Below are 15,833 nucleotides of genomic sequence, written 5' to 3'. Positions count from 1 at the left end.
CGCCGTCGGGTCGCCTAGGTTCATCGCATTGTCGTGCTCCGACCGCCGGAACGCCGGATTCTGGGCGGTTTGCTGGAACCGCAGGTAGAACCCCGATATGAACGGCCGCAGTGGGTCGTACGCGCCGAAAAGTGTCGGTACCCGGGAGTAGAACAACTCATCGATAGTGTGAAACCCGGTCGTGGGGTTAGAGAGGACGGTCGAGTCTGGTGACAGCCACCGATGACCGCGGGCACACGGATTACCCGCCCGAACCCCCCGGCGAAGACTTCGGCAGGCAGCCACCCCACGATATGGCGGCCGAGCAGTCCGTACTCGGCGGCATGCTGCTGAGTAAGGACGCCATCGCCGATGTCGTCGAAGTGCTGCGCCCCGGCGACTTCTATCGTCCGGCCCATCAGGCCGTCTACGACACCATCCTCGACCTGTACGGTCGCGGCGAGCCCGCCGACCCGGTCACCGTCGCCGCGGGCTTGGATCGCAAGGGCGAGCTCAAACGCATCGGCGGCCCGCCCTACCTGGTCACCCTCACCCAGACCGTCCCCACCGCCGCCAACGCCGGCTACTACGCCGAAATCGTCGCCGAGAAGGCGATTCTGCGCCGCCTCGTCGAGGCGGGCACCCGCATCGTCCAGTACGGCTACGCGGGCGCCGACGGCCAGGACATCGCCGAGGTCGTCGACCGCGCGCAAGCCGAGGTCTACGAGGTCACCGAGCGCCGCACCACCGAAGATTTCATGCCGCTGGAGGACCTCCTCCAGCCCACCATGGACGAAATCGACTCCATCGCCTCCCGCGGCGGTATCTCCCTCGGCGTGCCCACCGGCTTCACCGAACTCGACGAACTCACCAACGGCCTGCACCCTGGCCAGATGATCATCGTCGCGGCCCGACCCGGTGTTGGTAAGGCCCTGGCGCTCGATACCCCGCTGCCCACCCCGACCGGTTGGACCACCATGGGTGAGGTTCGGGTCGGTGACGAACTGCTCGACGCCCACGGCCGCCCGACCCGCGTCGTGGCCGCGACCGAGGTCATGACGGACCGCCCATGCTACGAGGTCGAATTCTCCGACGGCACCGTCCTCGTCGCCGATGAGCAGCACCAGTGGCTCACCGAAACCCGGGCGTCCCGGCGTTCCGCGCAGCAGGCCGCCGCGGGCCGTAAGCGCTACCGCAACCAGCGCACCTTCGCGACAGTGCGCACGACCGTCGAGATCGCGAACACGCTGCGCTGCAATACCTCCGACCGCAGGCTCAACCACTCGGTGACCAATACCCGGCCGCTGCAGCTGCCCGACCGCGATCTGCTGATTCCGCCGTACACCCTCGGCGCCTGGCTCGGCGACGGCACCTCGGCCGCCGCGCAACTCACCTCGGCAGACCCGGAGATCATCGCCTGCATCGAAGGAGAGGGCATCATCGCGGTTCCCTCCAAGTCCGCTCGGCTCCGATACCACCTGGTGCTCCCCGAAGACGAGCCGATCGCACCGCGTGAATGTGTGGTGTGCGGCCGCGAATTCGTCCCACATACGAGCGAGGTGCGCACCTGCGGCCGTTCCTGCGGCGGCAAGGCACGCTTCCGCTCCGCGCCGGTCGCCGCACCGACCTGCCCGCATTGTGGCGGCCCCTCCATCGGACTGCGCCTGTGCCAGGCATGCCGAAACAGCATCGGCAGTGTGCAGGCGCGACTGCGGACGATCGGTGTACTCGGAAGTAAGCACATCCCCGTCGAGTACCTGCGGGGCTCGGAAGCTCAGCGCCGAGCGCTGTTGGCGGGGCTGCTCGACACCGATGGCACTGTCACGCACGGCGGTTCGGTCCAGTTCTCGGTGACCAACGAACGGCTGGCTCAGGATTTTCAGGAACTGGTCGTCGGACTCGGCTATCGCTGCGGTGTCTCGACCAAACGCGTCCGCGGACGATCCGAGGCCTCATCGATCGCGTACACGGTCACCTTCGCCACCGATGACGAAGTGTTCGGGCTGTATCGAAAGTCCCTCCTGCACAAGGAACGCCGCGCGAGTCGCAGCACAGTGCGGTCGAACTCGCGCTACATCGCCGATGTACGCAGGGTCGACAGCGTGCCCGTACGCTGCGTCGAGGTCGACAACGCCGACCACCTGTACCTGGCAGGCCGCTCGATGGTTCCGACGCACAATTCCACGCTGGGTATGGATTTCATGCGCAGCTGCTCTATCAAACACGGCTTGGCCAGCGTTATCTTCTCGCTGGAGATGAGCCGGACCGAGATCGTGATGCGTCTGCTTTCCGCGGAGGCGAAGATCAAGCTCGGCGATATGCGGTCCGGTCGCATGAGCGATGACGACTGGACGAAACTGGCGCGGCGGATGAGTGAGATCAGTGAGGCGCCGCTATTCGTCGACGACTCGCCGAACCTCACCATGATGGAAATCCGGGCCAAGGCGCGCCGCCTCAAACAGCGCCACGACCTGAAACTCGTTGTGGTGGACTACCTCCAGCTGATGACCTCGGGTAAGAAGGTCGAATCGCGGCAGCAGGAAGTCTCGGATTTCTCGCGAAACCTGAAGCTGCTGGCCAAGGAACTCGAAGTGCCGGTTATCGCGATCAGTCAGCTGAACCGTGGTCCCGAACAGCGAACCGATAAGCGGCCGATGGTGTCCGATTTGCGCGAGTCGGGATCGCTCGAACAGGACGCGGATATGGTTATCCTGCTGCACCGTCCCGACGCGTTCGAACGCGACGACCCGCGCGGCGGCGAGGCGGACCTGATTGTCGGCAAGCATCGTAACGGCCCCACCGCCACCATTACCGTCGCGCACCAGCTGCACCTCAGCCGGTTCGTGGACATGGCCCGGGGCTGACGCCGAGATACTGCCGATCAGCTGAATGTCGCCGTGGCGCGTGGGCTGCGTTGCGTCCATTTCGGTATCCAGACCTCGGTGTCGGGTGCGTCCCCACGTCTGGTGTGGAGGTGGTCGCGGAGTTCAGTGAGCGCGGGATGCGGATTGTCGTCGCGCCAGATTATCGACATCGGGTAGACCGGTGTCGGGTTGCGCAGCGGTATGCGCCGCAGGTCGTAGTTGTCCGGCCACAGATATCGCGAGCGTTCGCCGATCAGGGTCGCCAGGTCCGATGAGTCGGCGATCTCGTCCAGCAGGGCCTCTTTTGCGAAGACAGGGCCGAGTACGTCGATGGTGAATCCGAAGGTGGTGGTGAGTTCGGCGTAGTAGTCGGCCACCTCGCCGCGGGCGGGAAGGCCCGGCATCCAGATTCGGTGTCCGGCCAGTTGCGCGGGCGTGACGGCGCGGGCGTTGGCGAGCGGGTGGCGAGGGCCGACGAGCAGCTGGTGCGGCTCGTCGATCACTCTGGCAGTGCTGATCGCCGTGGGCAGATGCTGCTGCGGGGGGACGGCGTGGAAGGTGGCATCGATCGTTCCGGCTTCGACAGCGGCGATCGCTGTGTCGAGGTCGGCATCGAGGGTGACGATGTCCAGTTCGATGTCGGGATGCATGCGGTGGAAGTCCTGGAGGAGCACTGCCGTGACGACTCGCCGGGCAACGACATCGACGCGTAGCACGCGCCGGCCAGGGCGCACGGAGGCGTCGGCCCGGTCGGCGACCCGGAGCAGTTCACGGGCGTGGGGCAGGAATGCCTGGCCGTCGACGGTGAGCTGGATCCCGCGGGCCGTGCGGGCGAACAAGCGCACATCCAGGTATTTCTCCAGAGTCGCGATGCGCTTGGAGACCGCTTGCTGGGTGATCGACAGCTCCGCGGCAGCTTCTTGGAACTGGCCGGCGTCCGCAGCGGCGACGAAGGTGCGCACGGCGTTGAGATCCACGCAGCAAATCTACTCGCACAACATCTGGTTGTGGCTCACCGCCAGATCAGTTGTTTGATTCCGCCTCTTCGGCCTTGCTTTGATCACAGCTATCAACAGCGAGTTGTTCGAAGCGGGAGGTACGGAACTTGGTGACCAGACGATCCCTCGGCCGACAATTCGGTTGGCTGTGGACGTCCTACGCGGTCAGCGCCTACGGCTCCGGGCTGGGGTTCGGTGCGTTACCGCTGATCGCCGTGCTGGTGTTGCATGCCAGCCCCATGCAGGTGTCCGCGCTGTCAGCGGTGGGGCCGGCAGTGGGCGCCCTGATCGCCTTGCCGCTCGGGCCGTGGGTGGAGTTCCGCCGCAAGCGACCGGTGATGATCACCATGGACCTGGTCCGGTTCGCGGTCATGATGACGATCCCGATCGCCTACGCCTTCGGCCAGCTCGGTTTCGTCCAGTTGCTGGTCGTCTCGGCCGTGGTCGCCGCGGCCAAGATCGCCTTCAGCGCGGCGAGCGGCGCCTACCTCAAAGCTCTCATCCGGCCGGACGACCTGCTGGTGGCCAACGCGCGGTTCGAGTCCACGAACTGGAGTTCCATCGCCGTTGGGCCGCCACTGGGTGGGGCGGCGATCGGCCTGTTCGGGCCGGTCACCACCGTGGTGGCCGACGCGCTGAGCTACCTGCTCTCCGCGCTGGGGGTCACAGCGATTCGCGGCCGAGAACAACAACCGCAGCGAACCGACAAGCGCCAGCTCCGGGCCAGCGAGTTGCTCGATGGGTGGCGGCACCTCTTGGCCCATCCAGGCCTACGGGCGCTCTACGTCAACCAGCTGGTCGTCAATGGTCTGATCATGGCCACCGAGCCGCTGTTGGCCGTACTTCTGCTGCGCCAGCTCGGATTCCCACCCTGGCAGTACGGCCTCGCCTTCGCCGCCCCCTGCATCGGCGGACTCATCGGCTCACGCCTCGCCAGCCGTGCCGTGGAACGGTATGGCCAACACCGGGTCCTCCGGACAGTCGGCACGCTGCGCGCGGTCTGGCTGATCGGCCTCGCGTTCGTCCAGCCCGGTGTCGCCGGTCTCGCGACGGTGATCGCTGTCGAGCTCGCGATCATCATCAGCATGAGCCTGTACAACCCGGTACTGGCCACCTATCGACTCGAACACACACCCGAAGACCATGTGGCCCGCACCCTGTCGGCCTGGTCGATCAGCAGCAGCGCCGCCATCGCCATTCTCAGCGCACTCGGCGGACTGCTCGCCGACGCCACCAGCCCACGCACGGCGATCACGGTCGCCGGACTGCTGATCCTCGCCAGCCCGCTGCTGCTACCCCGCCGCCATGGTTCCGTACCGACAACCGACCTTGCGGTCGCAACAACAGCCCATGCCCAACCACAGGCAGCAGGTGTTTCACATGAAGCCAAGTGAAATGGCCGCCAACAGCTTTCATCTGCCAGGGCATATCCCGAACTTCGTTGGATTTCCGGCGACTACTACCGGGACCCTAGGCACCCTGCGTCGGCGCGAACCGCAGGGCTACCGTCTGGCCCACGGCGGTGCGCTCGCGTGTGATCACCAAAACGCCGGGGCCGACCACGACGTCGAGGCGTTCACCTTCCCCATGGGTAACGCCTGCGTGGTCACCGGCGGTCGTCATATTGAGCGGCGGATAGGCGAGCGCGAGGACCAGCGTTCCGCTCGGCACATCGACCAGCCCCATCGGCTGGGTTTCGGTACGTGGCTCGTGTTCGAGGCCGTCCTCCGGAATCGGGCGGACGCCCGGCTCGACCGGTGGTGAGATCCAGAGGGTTCCGTCATCGCTGCGGCGCACCTCGTGGTGGCCGCGACCGTGGGCCTCCTCGACGTAGACGCGCAACCCGTCGAGCACCAGTTGCGTGCTGCCCTCAGCGGCGAGCTCGTCGCCGTGGACATCCCAGCCGCCGAACCTGGCCGCCGCATCACACAGCACCAGGAAAAGCCCGTCGTGCACGGGATTTCGGATAGATCCGAGGTAGTTCACGATGGGTCAGCGTACGACCGGGGGATCGCTCGCCGTTGACCGCCGCCTCATCCCGCGCGGCGGTGTCGGATCGTCCTGTCCGACACCGCCGGTAGGGGGGCGCGGCGTCACGCGGTAAGGGCGCGGGTCGGCTCGGCTGTGGTGATGTGGCGGCGGCGGGACGGGAGCATCGAAGTCGGGTGCGAGACACTCCAGACCGCGCTCTTGCAGATGAACTCCTTGAGTCGCGCGGCCGCCCGGCCGGTAACAGCGGAGGGCTTGGGCTGATCATCAGGGGTGACCCACTGCACGATGGCGTCGCGGCGGCCGAGGCTGATGCACTGGGCGGTGTAGCCGATCGAATTGGGGGGAATCTCGCGGCCGGTCAGGCGTGCGGCGATGGCGTCAGCGGCCTGATAGGCGGTAGGGACACCCGAGGCGCAGGACATGCGCAGCGGATCACCGTTCGCCCCGGGGGCCAGCGCGGCGTCGCCGACAGCGTAGACGTCGGGGTGCGAGACCGACCGCATGGTGTCATCGACGACGATCCGCCCCGTCGCCGACACCCGCAGGGTGGTGGCCGCGGCGATCGGGTGGACGGCGAAACCGGCTGTCCACACGGTCATTTGGGCCGGGATCGTGCGGCCGTCGGTGGTGACCGCGCCGGTCCGCTCGACGCGGTCGATATCGGTGTGCTCGTGCACGGTGATGCCGAGCCGGCCGAACGCTGTGCGCAGATGCTGTTGAGCCTTCTCGCTCAGCCAGTCGCCGAGGCCGCCGCGAGCAACGAGGGCGACCTCGAGATCCGGTCGGGCTTCGGCGATTTCGGTGGTGGCTTCGATTCCGGTGAGACCACCACCAACGACCAGCACGGTCGCACCCTCGCCGAGGCTTGCCAGACGCTCGCGCACCCGCAGCGCGGACTGCTTGCCTGCGATGTTGTAGGCGTGCTCGGCCACACCGGGCACACCGCCGTCGGCGGCGGCACTGCCGAGGGCGTAAACGAGAGTGTCGTAGGCGATCTCGCGGGAGCCATCGGCGGCGTCGATCTCGACCGCCTTGCGGTCGGTATCGACCGCGGTCACCCGCGCCAGCTGCACGCGCACGCCCGTATCCGCGAAGATGTCGGTCAGCACGCGGCTCTTCAGCTCCTGACCTGTCGCCAGCTGGTGCATGCGGACCCGCTCGACGAATTCGGGATCGGCGTTGACGAGGGTGATTTCGACATCGGCCGGGTGCAGCCGCTTGGCGAGGCGACCGGCGGCGTTGGCTCCGGTGTATCCGGCGCCGAGAACGACGATTCGGTGGGTCATGGTCTCACTCCTGTCTGGGTGGTGATCGCTTCCTGAACCGGACAGCGGCGCGAAACCTGACAGACGTGGACTGTGATCTAGGCCACCACCCCTCGGGAGGCGGTCTCCGTGTTCGGATGCCGTGCCCGTGCCGATGTTGTGTGTCTCAGGTCACAGCAATGGATTGTCACGTTCTCCGGGCCTGCCCTGTCCCATGGCCGACCCAACGAACGAGCCCCCAGGGAGCAAGCGATGAACACCACCACTGCCCATGAGATCGTTGTCCTCGGCGCCGGCTACACGGGCCTGATCGCCACGGCTCGGCTGGCCCGCTACACCCGCAAGCTGAACACCCGCATCACCCTCGTGAACCCCTCGCCCCGCTTCACCGAGCGGCTGCGCATGCACCAGGTCGCCACGGGCCAGGAACTGACCGACTTCCAGATCCCGGACCTGCTCGCGGGCACCGGCGTGGAATTCCACCGGGCCGCCGCCACCGCCATCGCGGCAGGCCTGGGGGCAGATCCACGGCACCTGACAGAGCGGCGTGGTCACCGCCGACTACACCGCCACCGTCATCGCCCGGCTGCTGCGCGGAAAGACGGTGAAGCCGTTGCGCTTCGGCTACTTCCATCAGCCGGTGAGCCTGGGCCGCAAGGACGCGGTCATCCAGTTCACCAACGCCGATGACACCCCGAACCGGTGGTACCTCACGGGCAAGGCCGCGGTCATCTACAAGGATCAGGTCAGCGGCACTCCGCCGGTAGCCGCCAAGATGAGCCGCTACGTGAAACTCCCGGTGCAGCTGTCGAAGGGCGGCCGCGCCACCCGTAAGACCGCATGATGATCCGGGGTCCGGGGCCGAGGAACCACGGCCGCCACGTCCTGAACACCGCACTGAAGAAATGCCATCGAGCTCATCGGCCGATGTCCTGCGGCCGGGTTGACATCGGCCGGTCACGCGGGGGTTCAGGTGGTGATGGTGGCGACGGGTTCGAGGCCGTAGGTTCGGGCGTAGCCGTTCTCGGTGCCGACGAGGAGGTCGATGACCTCGAAGTAGCGATCCCAGAACGGGGTTTCGCGCAGTGCGTCGATGAGGAGCTGGTAGGCGTGGTGGTCTTCCGCTTCCCATACCCAGACGTCAGTGACGCGTGCGGAGTAGAACTCGGTGTCGTAGAAGCGTGACCGGACACCGGTGGTCTTGGCCTCGATGGCGGGCAGGACCTGGGTGGTGAAGGCGTCCGCACGTTCCTGGACGGTCATGGCGAGCCACTCCGGTGTGGTTTTGACGAGTATGAACGCCGTGACCGGTGGTTCGGTTTGCTCGGCGGGCATCAGGGGTTCCTCCAAAGGTGTTGGTGCGCTGGGCACCATAGGTTTCGGGCGACGGGTGGTGGGCCTCAGGAGCGGACGGCGGGCGCGAGGGTCTGGGCGCACCACTGCTCGAAGCTGGTGGGGGACGCGGTATCCGGGGTGCGGGCGACTCCGGCGTCGAGGCCCTGGTCCTTGGCCCGCTTCATGTCGACGACACCCTGGACGAACGCCTCATTGAGGCCATAGCCGATGAGGGTGGTGTGCAGTTCGTCGAGCGGCTGACGTTCGTAGCGGACGGGGCGGCCGAGCTGTTCGGTCATGATGCGGGCCAGGTCGTTGGGGGACAGGTCCTGCGGCCCGAGGACGGGGACGCTGTCGGTGCCGGTCCACGAGCGGTCCAGCAGCAGCCCGGCGGCGACGGCCGCGATGTCGGCGACAGCGACGAGGGGGGCTTTGCGGTCGGCGTCGACGACGTCGGTGAACATGCCCTTGTCGCGGATCGAGTCGGCCTCCTCCAAAAGATTCTCGAAGAAGGATGGGTTGGCCAGGGCCCGGTAGGCGACGCCGGTGCCGGCGATGAGGTCGTCCATGACGAGGGAGGCGGTGACCAGGCCGGCGCGGTCGGCGACCGGGGTACCGCGGCCGAGCGCGGAGACCCCGACGACATGGCGGACACCGTGGGCGGCGAGCGCCTGCACGGCGGGGCGGGTGAAGCCGCTGTAGCCGTCGTACGGGGTCTGGGAGGCGTCCGGGGGGACGAGCCAGAAGACGGCGTCCGCGCCCTCGAAGGCCCGGTCGAGGACCCTGGCGTCTGTGTGCGAGCCGGTGATCACCTCGACGTGTCCGCGCGCCGCGTCCGGGAGCCGCGCGGGATCACGCACGATCACCCGCAATTCCTCACCCGCGGCGGGGGCGGCCTCCAGGAGCCGGGTGAGCAGGGGACGGCCGATGTTCCCGGTAGGAGCGGTAATAACGATCATGAAAGCCTCGCAGGTCTGTTGGATCGGTACACCCGTCATCCTGCGGAGAACCAAGCGTTGCCACAATGGGAATCTCAGCACTGAATCATTGACTGAAATGGAATAATGCTGGTGAACAGCCCCGATCCGGTCATCGACGCCAATCTCGCCATCGCGCTGGACGCCCTACTGGCCGAGCACAGCGTCACCCGCGCCGCCGCCCGCCTGCACACCTCGCCCGCCGCCATGAGCCGCACCCTCGCCCGATTGCGCCGCATCCTCCAGGACCCCCTCCTGGTCCGGGCCGGACAGGCCATGGTCCCCACCCCGCGTGCCGAGGCCCTGCGCGACGAAGCCGCCGCGGTGGTACGCAGCCTCGGAGCACTGCTCAGCCCCGGCACGGGCGTCGACCCCGCCGGTCTGAGCAGCACCTTCACCCTTCAGACCGCCGACCTGGTCGGCGCGGCACTGGCCCCCCGACTGCTGCAACTGGCCCAGCGGGAGGCGACGGGGGTCTCGTTCCGATTCCGGGCCGAGGAGTTGGAGGCCGGATCCGCACTCCGCGACGGCCGGATCGATCTGGAGATCGGATCCATCGACCACGTAGATCCCGAAACTCAGGTCGAAGAACTGGTCAGTCTGCGTATGGTGGCGGCCGTCCGGCCCGGCCACCACCTCACCGAAGAACCCTTGACCCCGGCCCGGCTCGCTGCCGCCCAACACGTCGCGGTCAGCCGCCGTGGCCGGTTCACCGGCCCTCTCGACATCGCGCTGGCCGAGCAGAACCTCCAACGGCGGGTCAGCGTCGTCCTCCCCAGCCATCTGGCCGCCATGACCCTCGCTGCCCGCAGCAATATCGTCTGCCTCGTACCTGCCGCACTCCCCGGCGCCGACCCGTCGCCCCTCACCGACGACGCGACCACCCTCGGACTGCACCTGCTCGACATCCCCCTGACACTGCCGCCACTGACCATCGGCATGGCCTGGCACCCCCGACACACAGCCGACGGAGCCCACCGCTGGCTCCGCAACGCCGTCCGCCGGATCCTTCGCACGCCCAGGGAGCACTCATCAGCGAAGGGTGGATGACCTCGGCGGGCTGGAGCAGCGCGTAGTCGCGTTGAGGAATGACAAACAGGCATTACTTCGTTTCTGTGGGGGTCTTGGTTGGTGGGGGAGGTGCGATTGCCAACACCGCACGTACCGCGGCGGCGAGTCGTTCCCGTACCGCCGGATCAGGGTTTCGTTTGCCGCGCAGCAGCAGCGCGGTCGGTAGTTCCACGACGCAATCGCGAATGATCGCCACCGACTCGCGGTCGCTGCGATTCCAGACGCCGCGCGATAGCTGGATGAGCAACGCGACGAGGGTCCGATCGAGTTTGCGCAGCTCGTCGGCGACATCGTCCGGGATCTCGCTCGAACCGAGAAGTTCGTCGCGTTGAACGGTCAAAAGGAACCGACCGGAGATCGGGTGCTGGACCAAGAACTCGGCGGGGCTGTCGGCGGCCGCGACAACCGCCTCGACGGGGCTGTCTCGTGAGGAGACAGCGGTCAGTGCGTGTTCGACAGCATCGCGTTGCAACGCCAGGAACCGCTGCGCGGCCCTGAGCCAGACCCGGCCCATCAGGCCGGCACGGGATCCGAATGCGTGGTAGATCGCCCCGTTGGACACCGATGTGACCTCCGACAGCGCCCGGACGGTGACCGCGGCTGGGCCGGAGTCCACAGCCATCTTCTCGGCAGCATCCATCAAGCGATCGAGGTCGTGTACGCGTGCGCGGGGCATGACCGAAGGTTAACAGAGCATTCGCTCTGCAAAGAGCGACAGTAGGACTGGTTACATTTCCGCAGGTCAATGAGCCTGCGAGACTCAATGGATCACCATCCGACGGATAATAGAGCAATTGCTCTGATTTGTTTACAGAGCACCCGCTCTGATATTTTCCGTGCATCGGCTACTGATCTGGCGTTCGGCTTCGGCACCTCGCGGTCGGTCCCGGGACGCCGGGTCGGAGGCGGGGCCGACCACGGAGGTCGCGTCGATGCCCGATATCCGCCACTGAGCACGAGATGAGCAGCGCAATGCCACCAACCAAGAGCACGGAAACCGGCACCTGGCACAAGTCCGCATGCATCCTGTGCGAGAACAACTGCGGCGTGCAGATCCTGACCGAGGAGAATGAACGGTCGTTTCTCAAGATCCGTGGAGATAAGGATCATGTCTCCACCCACGGATACACCTGCAACAAAGCGTTGCGTCTGGATCACTATCAGAACGGCGGCCGGCGCTTGACCACCCCGTTGCGGCGGGAAGCCGATGGCTCGTTCACGCCCGTGGACTGGGATACCGCGATTCGTGAAGTCGCCCAGCGCTTCGCCGCGGTGCGCGACGCTTATGGCGGCGACAAGATCTTCTTTTACGGCGGCGGCGGGCAGGGCAACCACCTCGGGGGCGCCTACAGCGGACCACTACTGAAGGCGCTGGGTTCACGGTACCGCTCCAACCCGCTGGCACAGGAAAAGACGGGCGAGGCGTGGGTCGATGCGCACGTCACCGGCGGTCACACCCACGGCGATTTCGAACACGCCGAAGTCTCGGTGTTCATCGGCAAGAACCCCTTCCAGAGCCACGGCGTCGCCCGCGCCCGCACAGTCCTTAAGGAAATCGGCAAGGATCCGGGCCGCAGCCTGATCGTCATCGACCCGATCCGCACCGAAACGGCGGACCTCGCCGAGTTCCACCTACAGGTCAAGCCGGGAACCGACGCATGGTGCCTGTCGGCGATCGTCGCGGTCCTCGTGCAGGAAGACCTGGTCGATCACACCTTCTTGACCGAACACACCCGCGACTACGACGCGGTAGCCGCGTCTGTGCGGCGGATCGACATCGCCGAATACGCCACGGTGTGCGGCGTGGACGAAGACCTCATCCGCGCGACCGCCCGCCGGATCGGTACGGCGTCGAGTGTGTCGACCTACGAAGACCTCGGTGTGCAGCAAGGCCCGAACAGCACACTGATCTCCTACCTGAACAAGCTGATCTGGCTGGTGACCGGAAATTTCGCGAAAGAGGGTGCGATGCAGCCTCATTCGTGGATGTTCCCGCTCGCTCACTACACGACTCGCACCCGCACCACTCCGGTTACCGGCGCACGGATGCCCGCAGGACTGGTGCCGTGCAATCTCATCGCCGAAGAGATCGTGACCGATCACCCCGACCGGTTCCGGGCGATGTTGATCGAGTCGTCCAATCCGGCGCACTCATTGGCAGATTCGAAAGCATTCCATCGGGCCTTGGCAGAGCTCGAGTTCGTTGTCGTCATCGACGTCACGCTGACCGAGACCGGGCGACTGGCGGACTACATCCTGCCGGCGGCTTCGCAGTACGAGAAGTACGAAGCGACATTCTTCAACTTCGAATTCCCCCGTAACTCGTTTCATCTGCGCGCGCCCGTCCTCGATCCACTGCCGGGGACACTTCCCGAACCGGAGATCTACGCACGTCTGACCAGGGAGCTACGCGCGGTGAAAGCCATGCCCCTGGCCGTGCTGCGGGCCGCGGCGAAGTGGGGCCGCACCCCGTACCGGGTGGCCTTCGCGGCCCTGGCCATGCTGTCCAAGAAAACGTTGCCGATGGCTCCGTTCCTGCTCTATGAAACCCTCGGTCCCACTCTGCCCGGCAACGCGCGCGCCGCGGCGGTGTTGTGGGCGCTGGCTCAGCGCACCGCGCGGACCTACCCCGAGGCGATGAGACGCGCCGGACATGCGAGCGCCGACGCGCTGTTCGATGCCATCATCGAAGGACGATCAGGGGTGGTCTTCACCGAAGACGCACCAGCCGACGCGTGGAACTACGTGCCCCACAAGGACAAACGCTTCCCGCTGGCGATACCCGAGCTGCTCGGGATCCTCGATGCGCTCGACCCTGCCTCGGCAGTGCAGACCAGCGACGAGTACCCCGTCGTTCTCGCCGCGGGGCAGCGGCGCCCGTTCACCGCGAATACGATCATCCACGACGACAACTGGCGGCTTCGCGACACCGAAGGCGCCCTCCGGATCAGCCGCCACGACGCCACGGCACTCGGGCTCGCCGACGGCGCGCCTGCCCGAATCGTGACTCAGCGCGGATCCGCGCTGGCCACGGTCGAGATCGATGATCGCATGCAGGCCGGACACGTCGCGCTTCCCAACGGTTTCGGGCTCGATCACCTCGGCGACGGAAGCCCCATCGTCGGTGTCGCTTTGAACCAGCTGACCGACGCCCGCCGACGCGACCCCATTTCCGGCACTCCGTGGCACAAGAACGTGCCGGCCCGAATCGAGTCGGTCGCGAGGCCCCAGCAGCACAGCCCCGTCGCTCCCCGATCCGTCGGCTGAGCAGTTCTACCGAATCGAGAAGATCACATGACCTATGTAGTGGCCGAACCGTGCATCGATGTCCTCGACAAAGCCTGCATCGACGAATGCCCCGTCGATTGCATCTACGAGGGCAACCGGATGCTCTATATCCACCCCGACGAATGCGTCGACTGCGGAGCGTGCGAGCCGGCCTGCCCCGTCGATGCCATCTTCTTCGAAGACGACCTACCTGGTGAATGGGCGCCCTACACCCGGGCCAACGCCGAATTCTTCGACAGCCTCGGATCCCCCGGCGGGGCGGCCAAAGTCGGCAAGAACGACCACGACGCCGCGTTCGTGGCGACGCTGCCGCCACGGTAATGAAAGCCCAGCCACCCACACTCACCGATCGCTGCAACCTACGGTGCGTGTACTGCATGCCCGCCGAGGGACTCGACTGGCTACCCACCCGACAACAGCTCTCCACCAGCGAACTGCAACGGCTGCTACGCGTCGCGGTCAACAAACTCGGCATCGAGGAGATTCGATTCACCGGCGGTGAGCCTCTGCTGCGCGGCGACCTGCCCGAACTGTTGGCATACGCCTCCGCACTGGATCCCCGGCCGCGGTTGTCCATCACCACGAACGGTCTCGGGCTCAGCCGCAAAGCCACCGCCCTGGCTCGAGCCGGATTGGATCGCATCAACGTCTCGCTCGACAGCGTCGACCGAGCTACTTATGCGGCGATCACCCGCCGCGACCGGCTCGCCGATGTCCTCGACGGACTCATAGCTGCCCGCACCGCGGGAATCCACCCGATCAAGATCAACGCGGTACTCACCCGCGGAGTCAACGACGAACAAGCCCCCGAACTCCTGGAGTACTGCCTGGCGGAAGGGTTCGAGCTACGGATCATCGAACAGATGCCACTGGACGCCGGTCATCGTTGGGACCGTTCGGCAATGGTCACCGCCGATGAGGTGCTGTCTCGGCTCCGACAGCGATTCCAACTGACCGCAGATCCGCGCCCACGCAACAACGACCCTGCCGAACGGTTGCTCGTCGACGGGGGGCCCGGCACCGTCGGACTGATCGCGTCGGTCACCCGGCCCTTCTGCGGAGACTGCGACCGCGTTCGGCTGACTGCGGACGGTATGGTTCGCAACTGCCTGTTCGCCAACGAGGAGACCGATCTACGCTCGCTGCTGCGAGATTCAGGCCAGGATCCCGAGTCCTTGGATGACGCCATTGCCGCCCGATGGCGAGAATCGTTATGGCAGAAGGCAGCCGGACACGGCATCAACAGCCCCACCTTCCTGCAACCTACACGTCCCATGAGCGCCATCGGAGGCTGATTCGACCGGGTCGATCGTCCACCGATGGACGCCGGCAGGACCTCGGGCCTGCGGTAAGTCCGTGCGTACTCGTCGATCTCGGCGTCGGTGAAGGGGGATCGATCCGAGGTGCCACCGAATGCCGTACCGCCGAACGAGACCTGGGGATAGAACAGTGCCAGGTACTCGCGGAACAAGATGGGCTCGCGGACCATGGATTCGGGAACCCGTCGCTGGGAATGAGAGGCAATGTGCCAGCTCAACGAGCGGTACGTGGACGCATCGATCGCGGGCCCGGGTAACGGCAGGTCGAGGTAGCCGAGACGGGCTGTGTCGGCGGGGAATTGGGCGGCGTACTGGAATACCACGGCGGCGCCGAAGTCGTGCCCGACGACGCGGGCGTCACGCACCCCGAGCCGGTCGGCGATCAGGGTGTGTACGTACCGCGCCAGGGTGGCTTTGTCGTAGCCGCTCGGTGTGCCGGTGCTGTCACCCAGCCCGGGGAGGTCGACGGCGTAGACGGTGTGATGCTCGGCGAGTGCAGGCATGATCGGCCACCAGCCGTACCAGGTCTGTGGCCAACCGTGTATCAGCACCACCGGCGTGCCGCTGCCGCCGGTCACGTAATGCATACGGACGCCGTCGATATCGGTGAACTCGTGCCGGAAGGTGTTCTCGAACTTCGGATCGCTGTGGGTTGCGATGGAGTAGGGGGCAACGTCGGCGGCGGGCGGCGTGGAGCAGGCTGCGGTACCGACCGTGAGCAGGGCGGTAAGCGTGACGATCGCCA

Annotated in this window: 14 protein-coding genes and 1 pseudogene; 7 read left to right on the top strand and 8 right to left on the bottom strand. The window is 66.3% G+C overall.

All coding sequences use genetic code 11. The annotated features are described in order from the left end of the window. The first annotated feature begins 209 nt into the window (after nucleotides 1–209). The gene (gene dnaB, locus AB0H61_RS12440; protein ID WP_357302626.1) at nucleotides 210–2,843 is read left to right on the top strand and encodes a replicative DNA helicase; all 2,634 of its coding nucleotides are present in this window, start codon (nucleotides 210–212) and stop codon (nucleotides 2,841–2,843) included. A gap of 17 nt (nucleotides 2,844–2,860) precedes the next feature. Here dnaB and AB0H61_RS12435 read toward each other — a convergent pair whose 3' ends face one another. After that, nucleotides 2,861–3,820 carry a LysR family transcriptional regulator gene (locus AB0H61_RS12435; protein ID WP_357302623.1) on the bottom strand — a complete coding sequence of 320 codons (960 nt, stop codon included), beginning with the start codon at nucleotides 3,818–3,820 and terminating at the stop codon, nucleotides 2,861–2,863. 131 nt (nucleotides 3,821–3,951) lie between these two features. On the opposite strand from AB0H61_RS12435, the gene AB0H61_RS12430 reads away from it, so the two are divergent. After that, entirely contained in the window at nucleotides 3,952–5,235 is a 1,284-nt protein-coding gene (locus AB0H61_RS12430) for an MFS transporter (protein WP_357302621.1), read from the top strand. 76 nt (nucleotides 5,236–5,311) lie between these two features. Here the strand turns inward: AB0H61_RS12430 and AB0H61_RS12425 are convergent, their stop codons facing one another. The 3 genes from AB0H61_RS12425 to AB0H61_RS12415 form a co-directional block, all read right to left on the bottom strand. Then, complete coding sequence (locus AB0H61_RS12425) at nucleotides 5,312–5,827, bottom strand: hypothetical protein (RefSeq protein ID WP_357302618.1); 516 nt, start codon at nucleotides 5,825–5,827, stop codon at nucleotides 5,312–5,314. Between the two features lie 107 nt (nucleotides 5,828–5,934). Then, nucleotides 5,935–7,119, bottom strand: coding sequence for an FAD-dependent oxidoreductase (locus AB0H61_RS12420; RefSeq protein WP_357302615.1), 1,185 nt, complete (start codon nucleotides 7,117–7,119; stop codon nucleotides 5,935–5,937). Nucleotides 7,120–7,269: 150 nt separating this feature from the next. Beyond that, entirely contained in the window at nucleotides 7,270–7,653 is a 384-nt protein-coding gene (locus AB0H61_RS12415; RefSeq protein ID WP_357302612.1) for a hypothetical protein, read from the bottom strand. On the opposite strand from AB0H61_RS12415, the gene AB0H61_RS12410 reads away from it, so the two are divergent. Beyond that, nucleotides 7,646–7,942: a hypothetical protein gene (locus AB0H61_RS12410; RefSeq protein ID WP_357302609.1), complete on the top strand. Its 297-nt coding sequence runs from the start codon at nucleotides 7,646–7,648 to the stop codon at nucleotides 7,940–7,942. The two genes, AB0H61_RS12415 and AB0H61_RS12410, sit on opposite strands and share 8 nt — an antisense overlap. Before the next feature lie 125 nt (nucleotides 7,943–8,067). On the opposite strand, the gene AB0H61_RS12405 is transcribed toward AB0H61_RS12410, so the two are convergent. Next, nucleotides 8,068–8,433 carry a darcynin family protein gene (locus AB0H61_RS12405; protein WP_357302606.1) on the bottom strand — a complete coding sequence of 122 codons (366 nt, stop codon included), beginning with the start codon at nucleotides 8,431–8,433 and terminating at the stop codon, nucleotides 8,068–8,070. A gap of 65 nt (nucleotides 8,434–8,498) precedes the next feature. Beyond that, nucleotides 8,499–9,392 carry an NAD(P)H-binding protein gene (locus tag AB0H61_RS12400; protein WP_357302604.1) on the bottom strand — a complete coding sequence of 298 codons (894 nt, stop codon included), beginning with the start codon at nucleotides 9,390–9,392 and terminating at the stop codon, nucleotides 8,499–8,501. 105 nt (nucleotides 9,393–9,497) lie between these two features. Here AB0H61_RS12400 and AB0H61_RS12395 point away from each other — a divergent pair, with 105 nt between their 5' ends. Continuing rightward, nucleotides 9,498–10,460 carry a LysR family transcriptional regulator gene (locus tag AB0H61_RS12395; RefSeq protein WP_357302601.1) on the top strand — a complete coding sequence of 321 codons (963 nt, stop codon included), beginning with the start codon at nucleotides 9,498–9,500 and terminating at the stop codon, nucleotides 10,458–10,460. A gap of 52 nt (nucleotides 10,461–10,512) precedes the next feature. On the opposite strand, the gene AB0H61_RS12390 is transcribed toward AB0H61_RS12395, so the two are convergent. Then, nucleotides 10,513–11,157 (bottom strand): helix-turn-helix domain-containing protein, encoded by a 645-nt coding sequence (locus tag AB0H61_RS12390; RefSeq protein ID WP_357302598.1) that lies wholly within the window; start codon nucleotides 11,155–11,157, stop codon nucleotides 10,513–10,515. 296 nt (nucleotides 11,158–11,453) lie between these two features. Between AB0H61_RS12390 and AB0H61_RS12385 the strand changes: the two genes are divergently transcribed. From AB0H61_RS12385 to moaA, 3 genes are read left to right on the top strand one after another with little or no spacing between them, the layout of a single operon-like run. Continuing rightward, the gene (locus tag AB0H61_RS12385) at nucleotides 11,454–13,748 is read left to right on the top strand and encodes a molybdopterin-dependent oxidoreductase (RefSeq protein ID WP_357302596.1); all 2,295 of its coding nucleotides are present in this window, start codon (nucleotides 11,454–11,456) and stop codon (nucleotides 13,746–13,748) included. A 27-nt stretch (nucleotides 13,749–13,775) separates the two neighbouring features. After that, nucleotides 13,776–14,090 carry a ferredoxin gene (fdxA, locus tag AB0H61_RS12380; protein ID WP_357302593.1) on the top strand — a complete coding sequence of 105 codons (315 nt, stop codon included), beginning with the start codon at nucleotides 13,776–13,778 and terminating at the stop codon, nucleotides 14,088–14,090. Further along, entirely contained in the window at nucleotides 14,090–15,064 is a 975-nt protein-coding gene (gene moaA, locus AB0H61_RS12375; RefSeq protein WP_357302592.1) for a GTP 3',8-cyclase MoaA, read from the top strand. The genes fdxA and moaA overlap by 1 nt, the downstream gene beginning before the upstream one ends. Nucleotides 15,065–15,159: 95 nt before the next feature. Here moaA and AB0H61_RS12370 read toward each other — a convergent pair. Continuing rightward, nucleotides 15,160–15,675, bottom strand: a pseudogene (locus tag AB0H61_RS12370) (alpha/beta fold hydrolase); the annotation flags it as partial. Nucleotides 15,676–15,833 lie beyond the last annotated feature (158 nt).

The sequence above is a fragment of the Nocardia sp. NPDC050710 genome, assembly GCF_040654375.1.
GTDB lineage: Bacteria > Actinomycetota > Actinomycetes > Mycobacteriales > Mycobacteriaceae > Nocardia.
The sequence above is the reverse complement of the archived record's forward strand: the minus strand, read 5'-3'. Positions and strand labels throughout refer to the sequence as shown.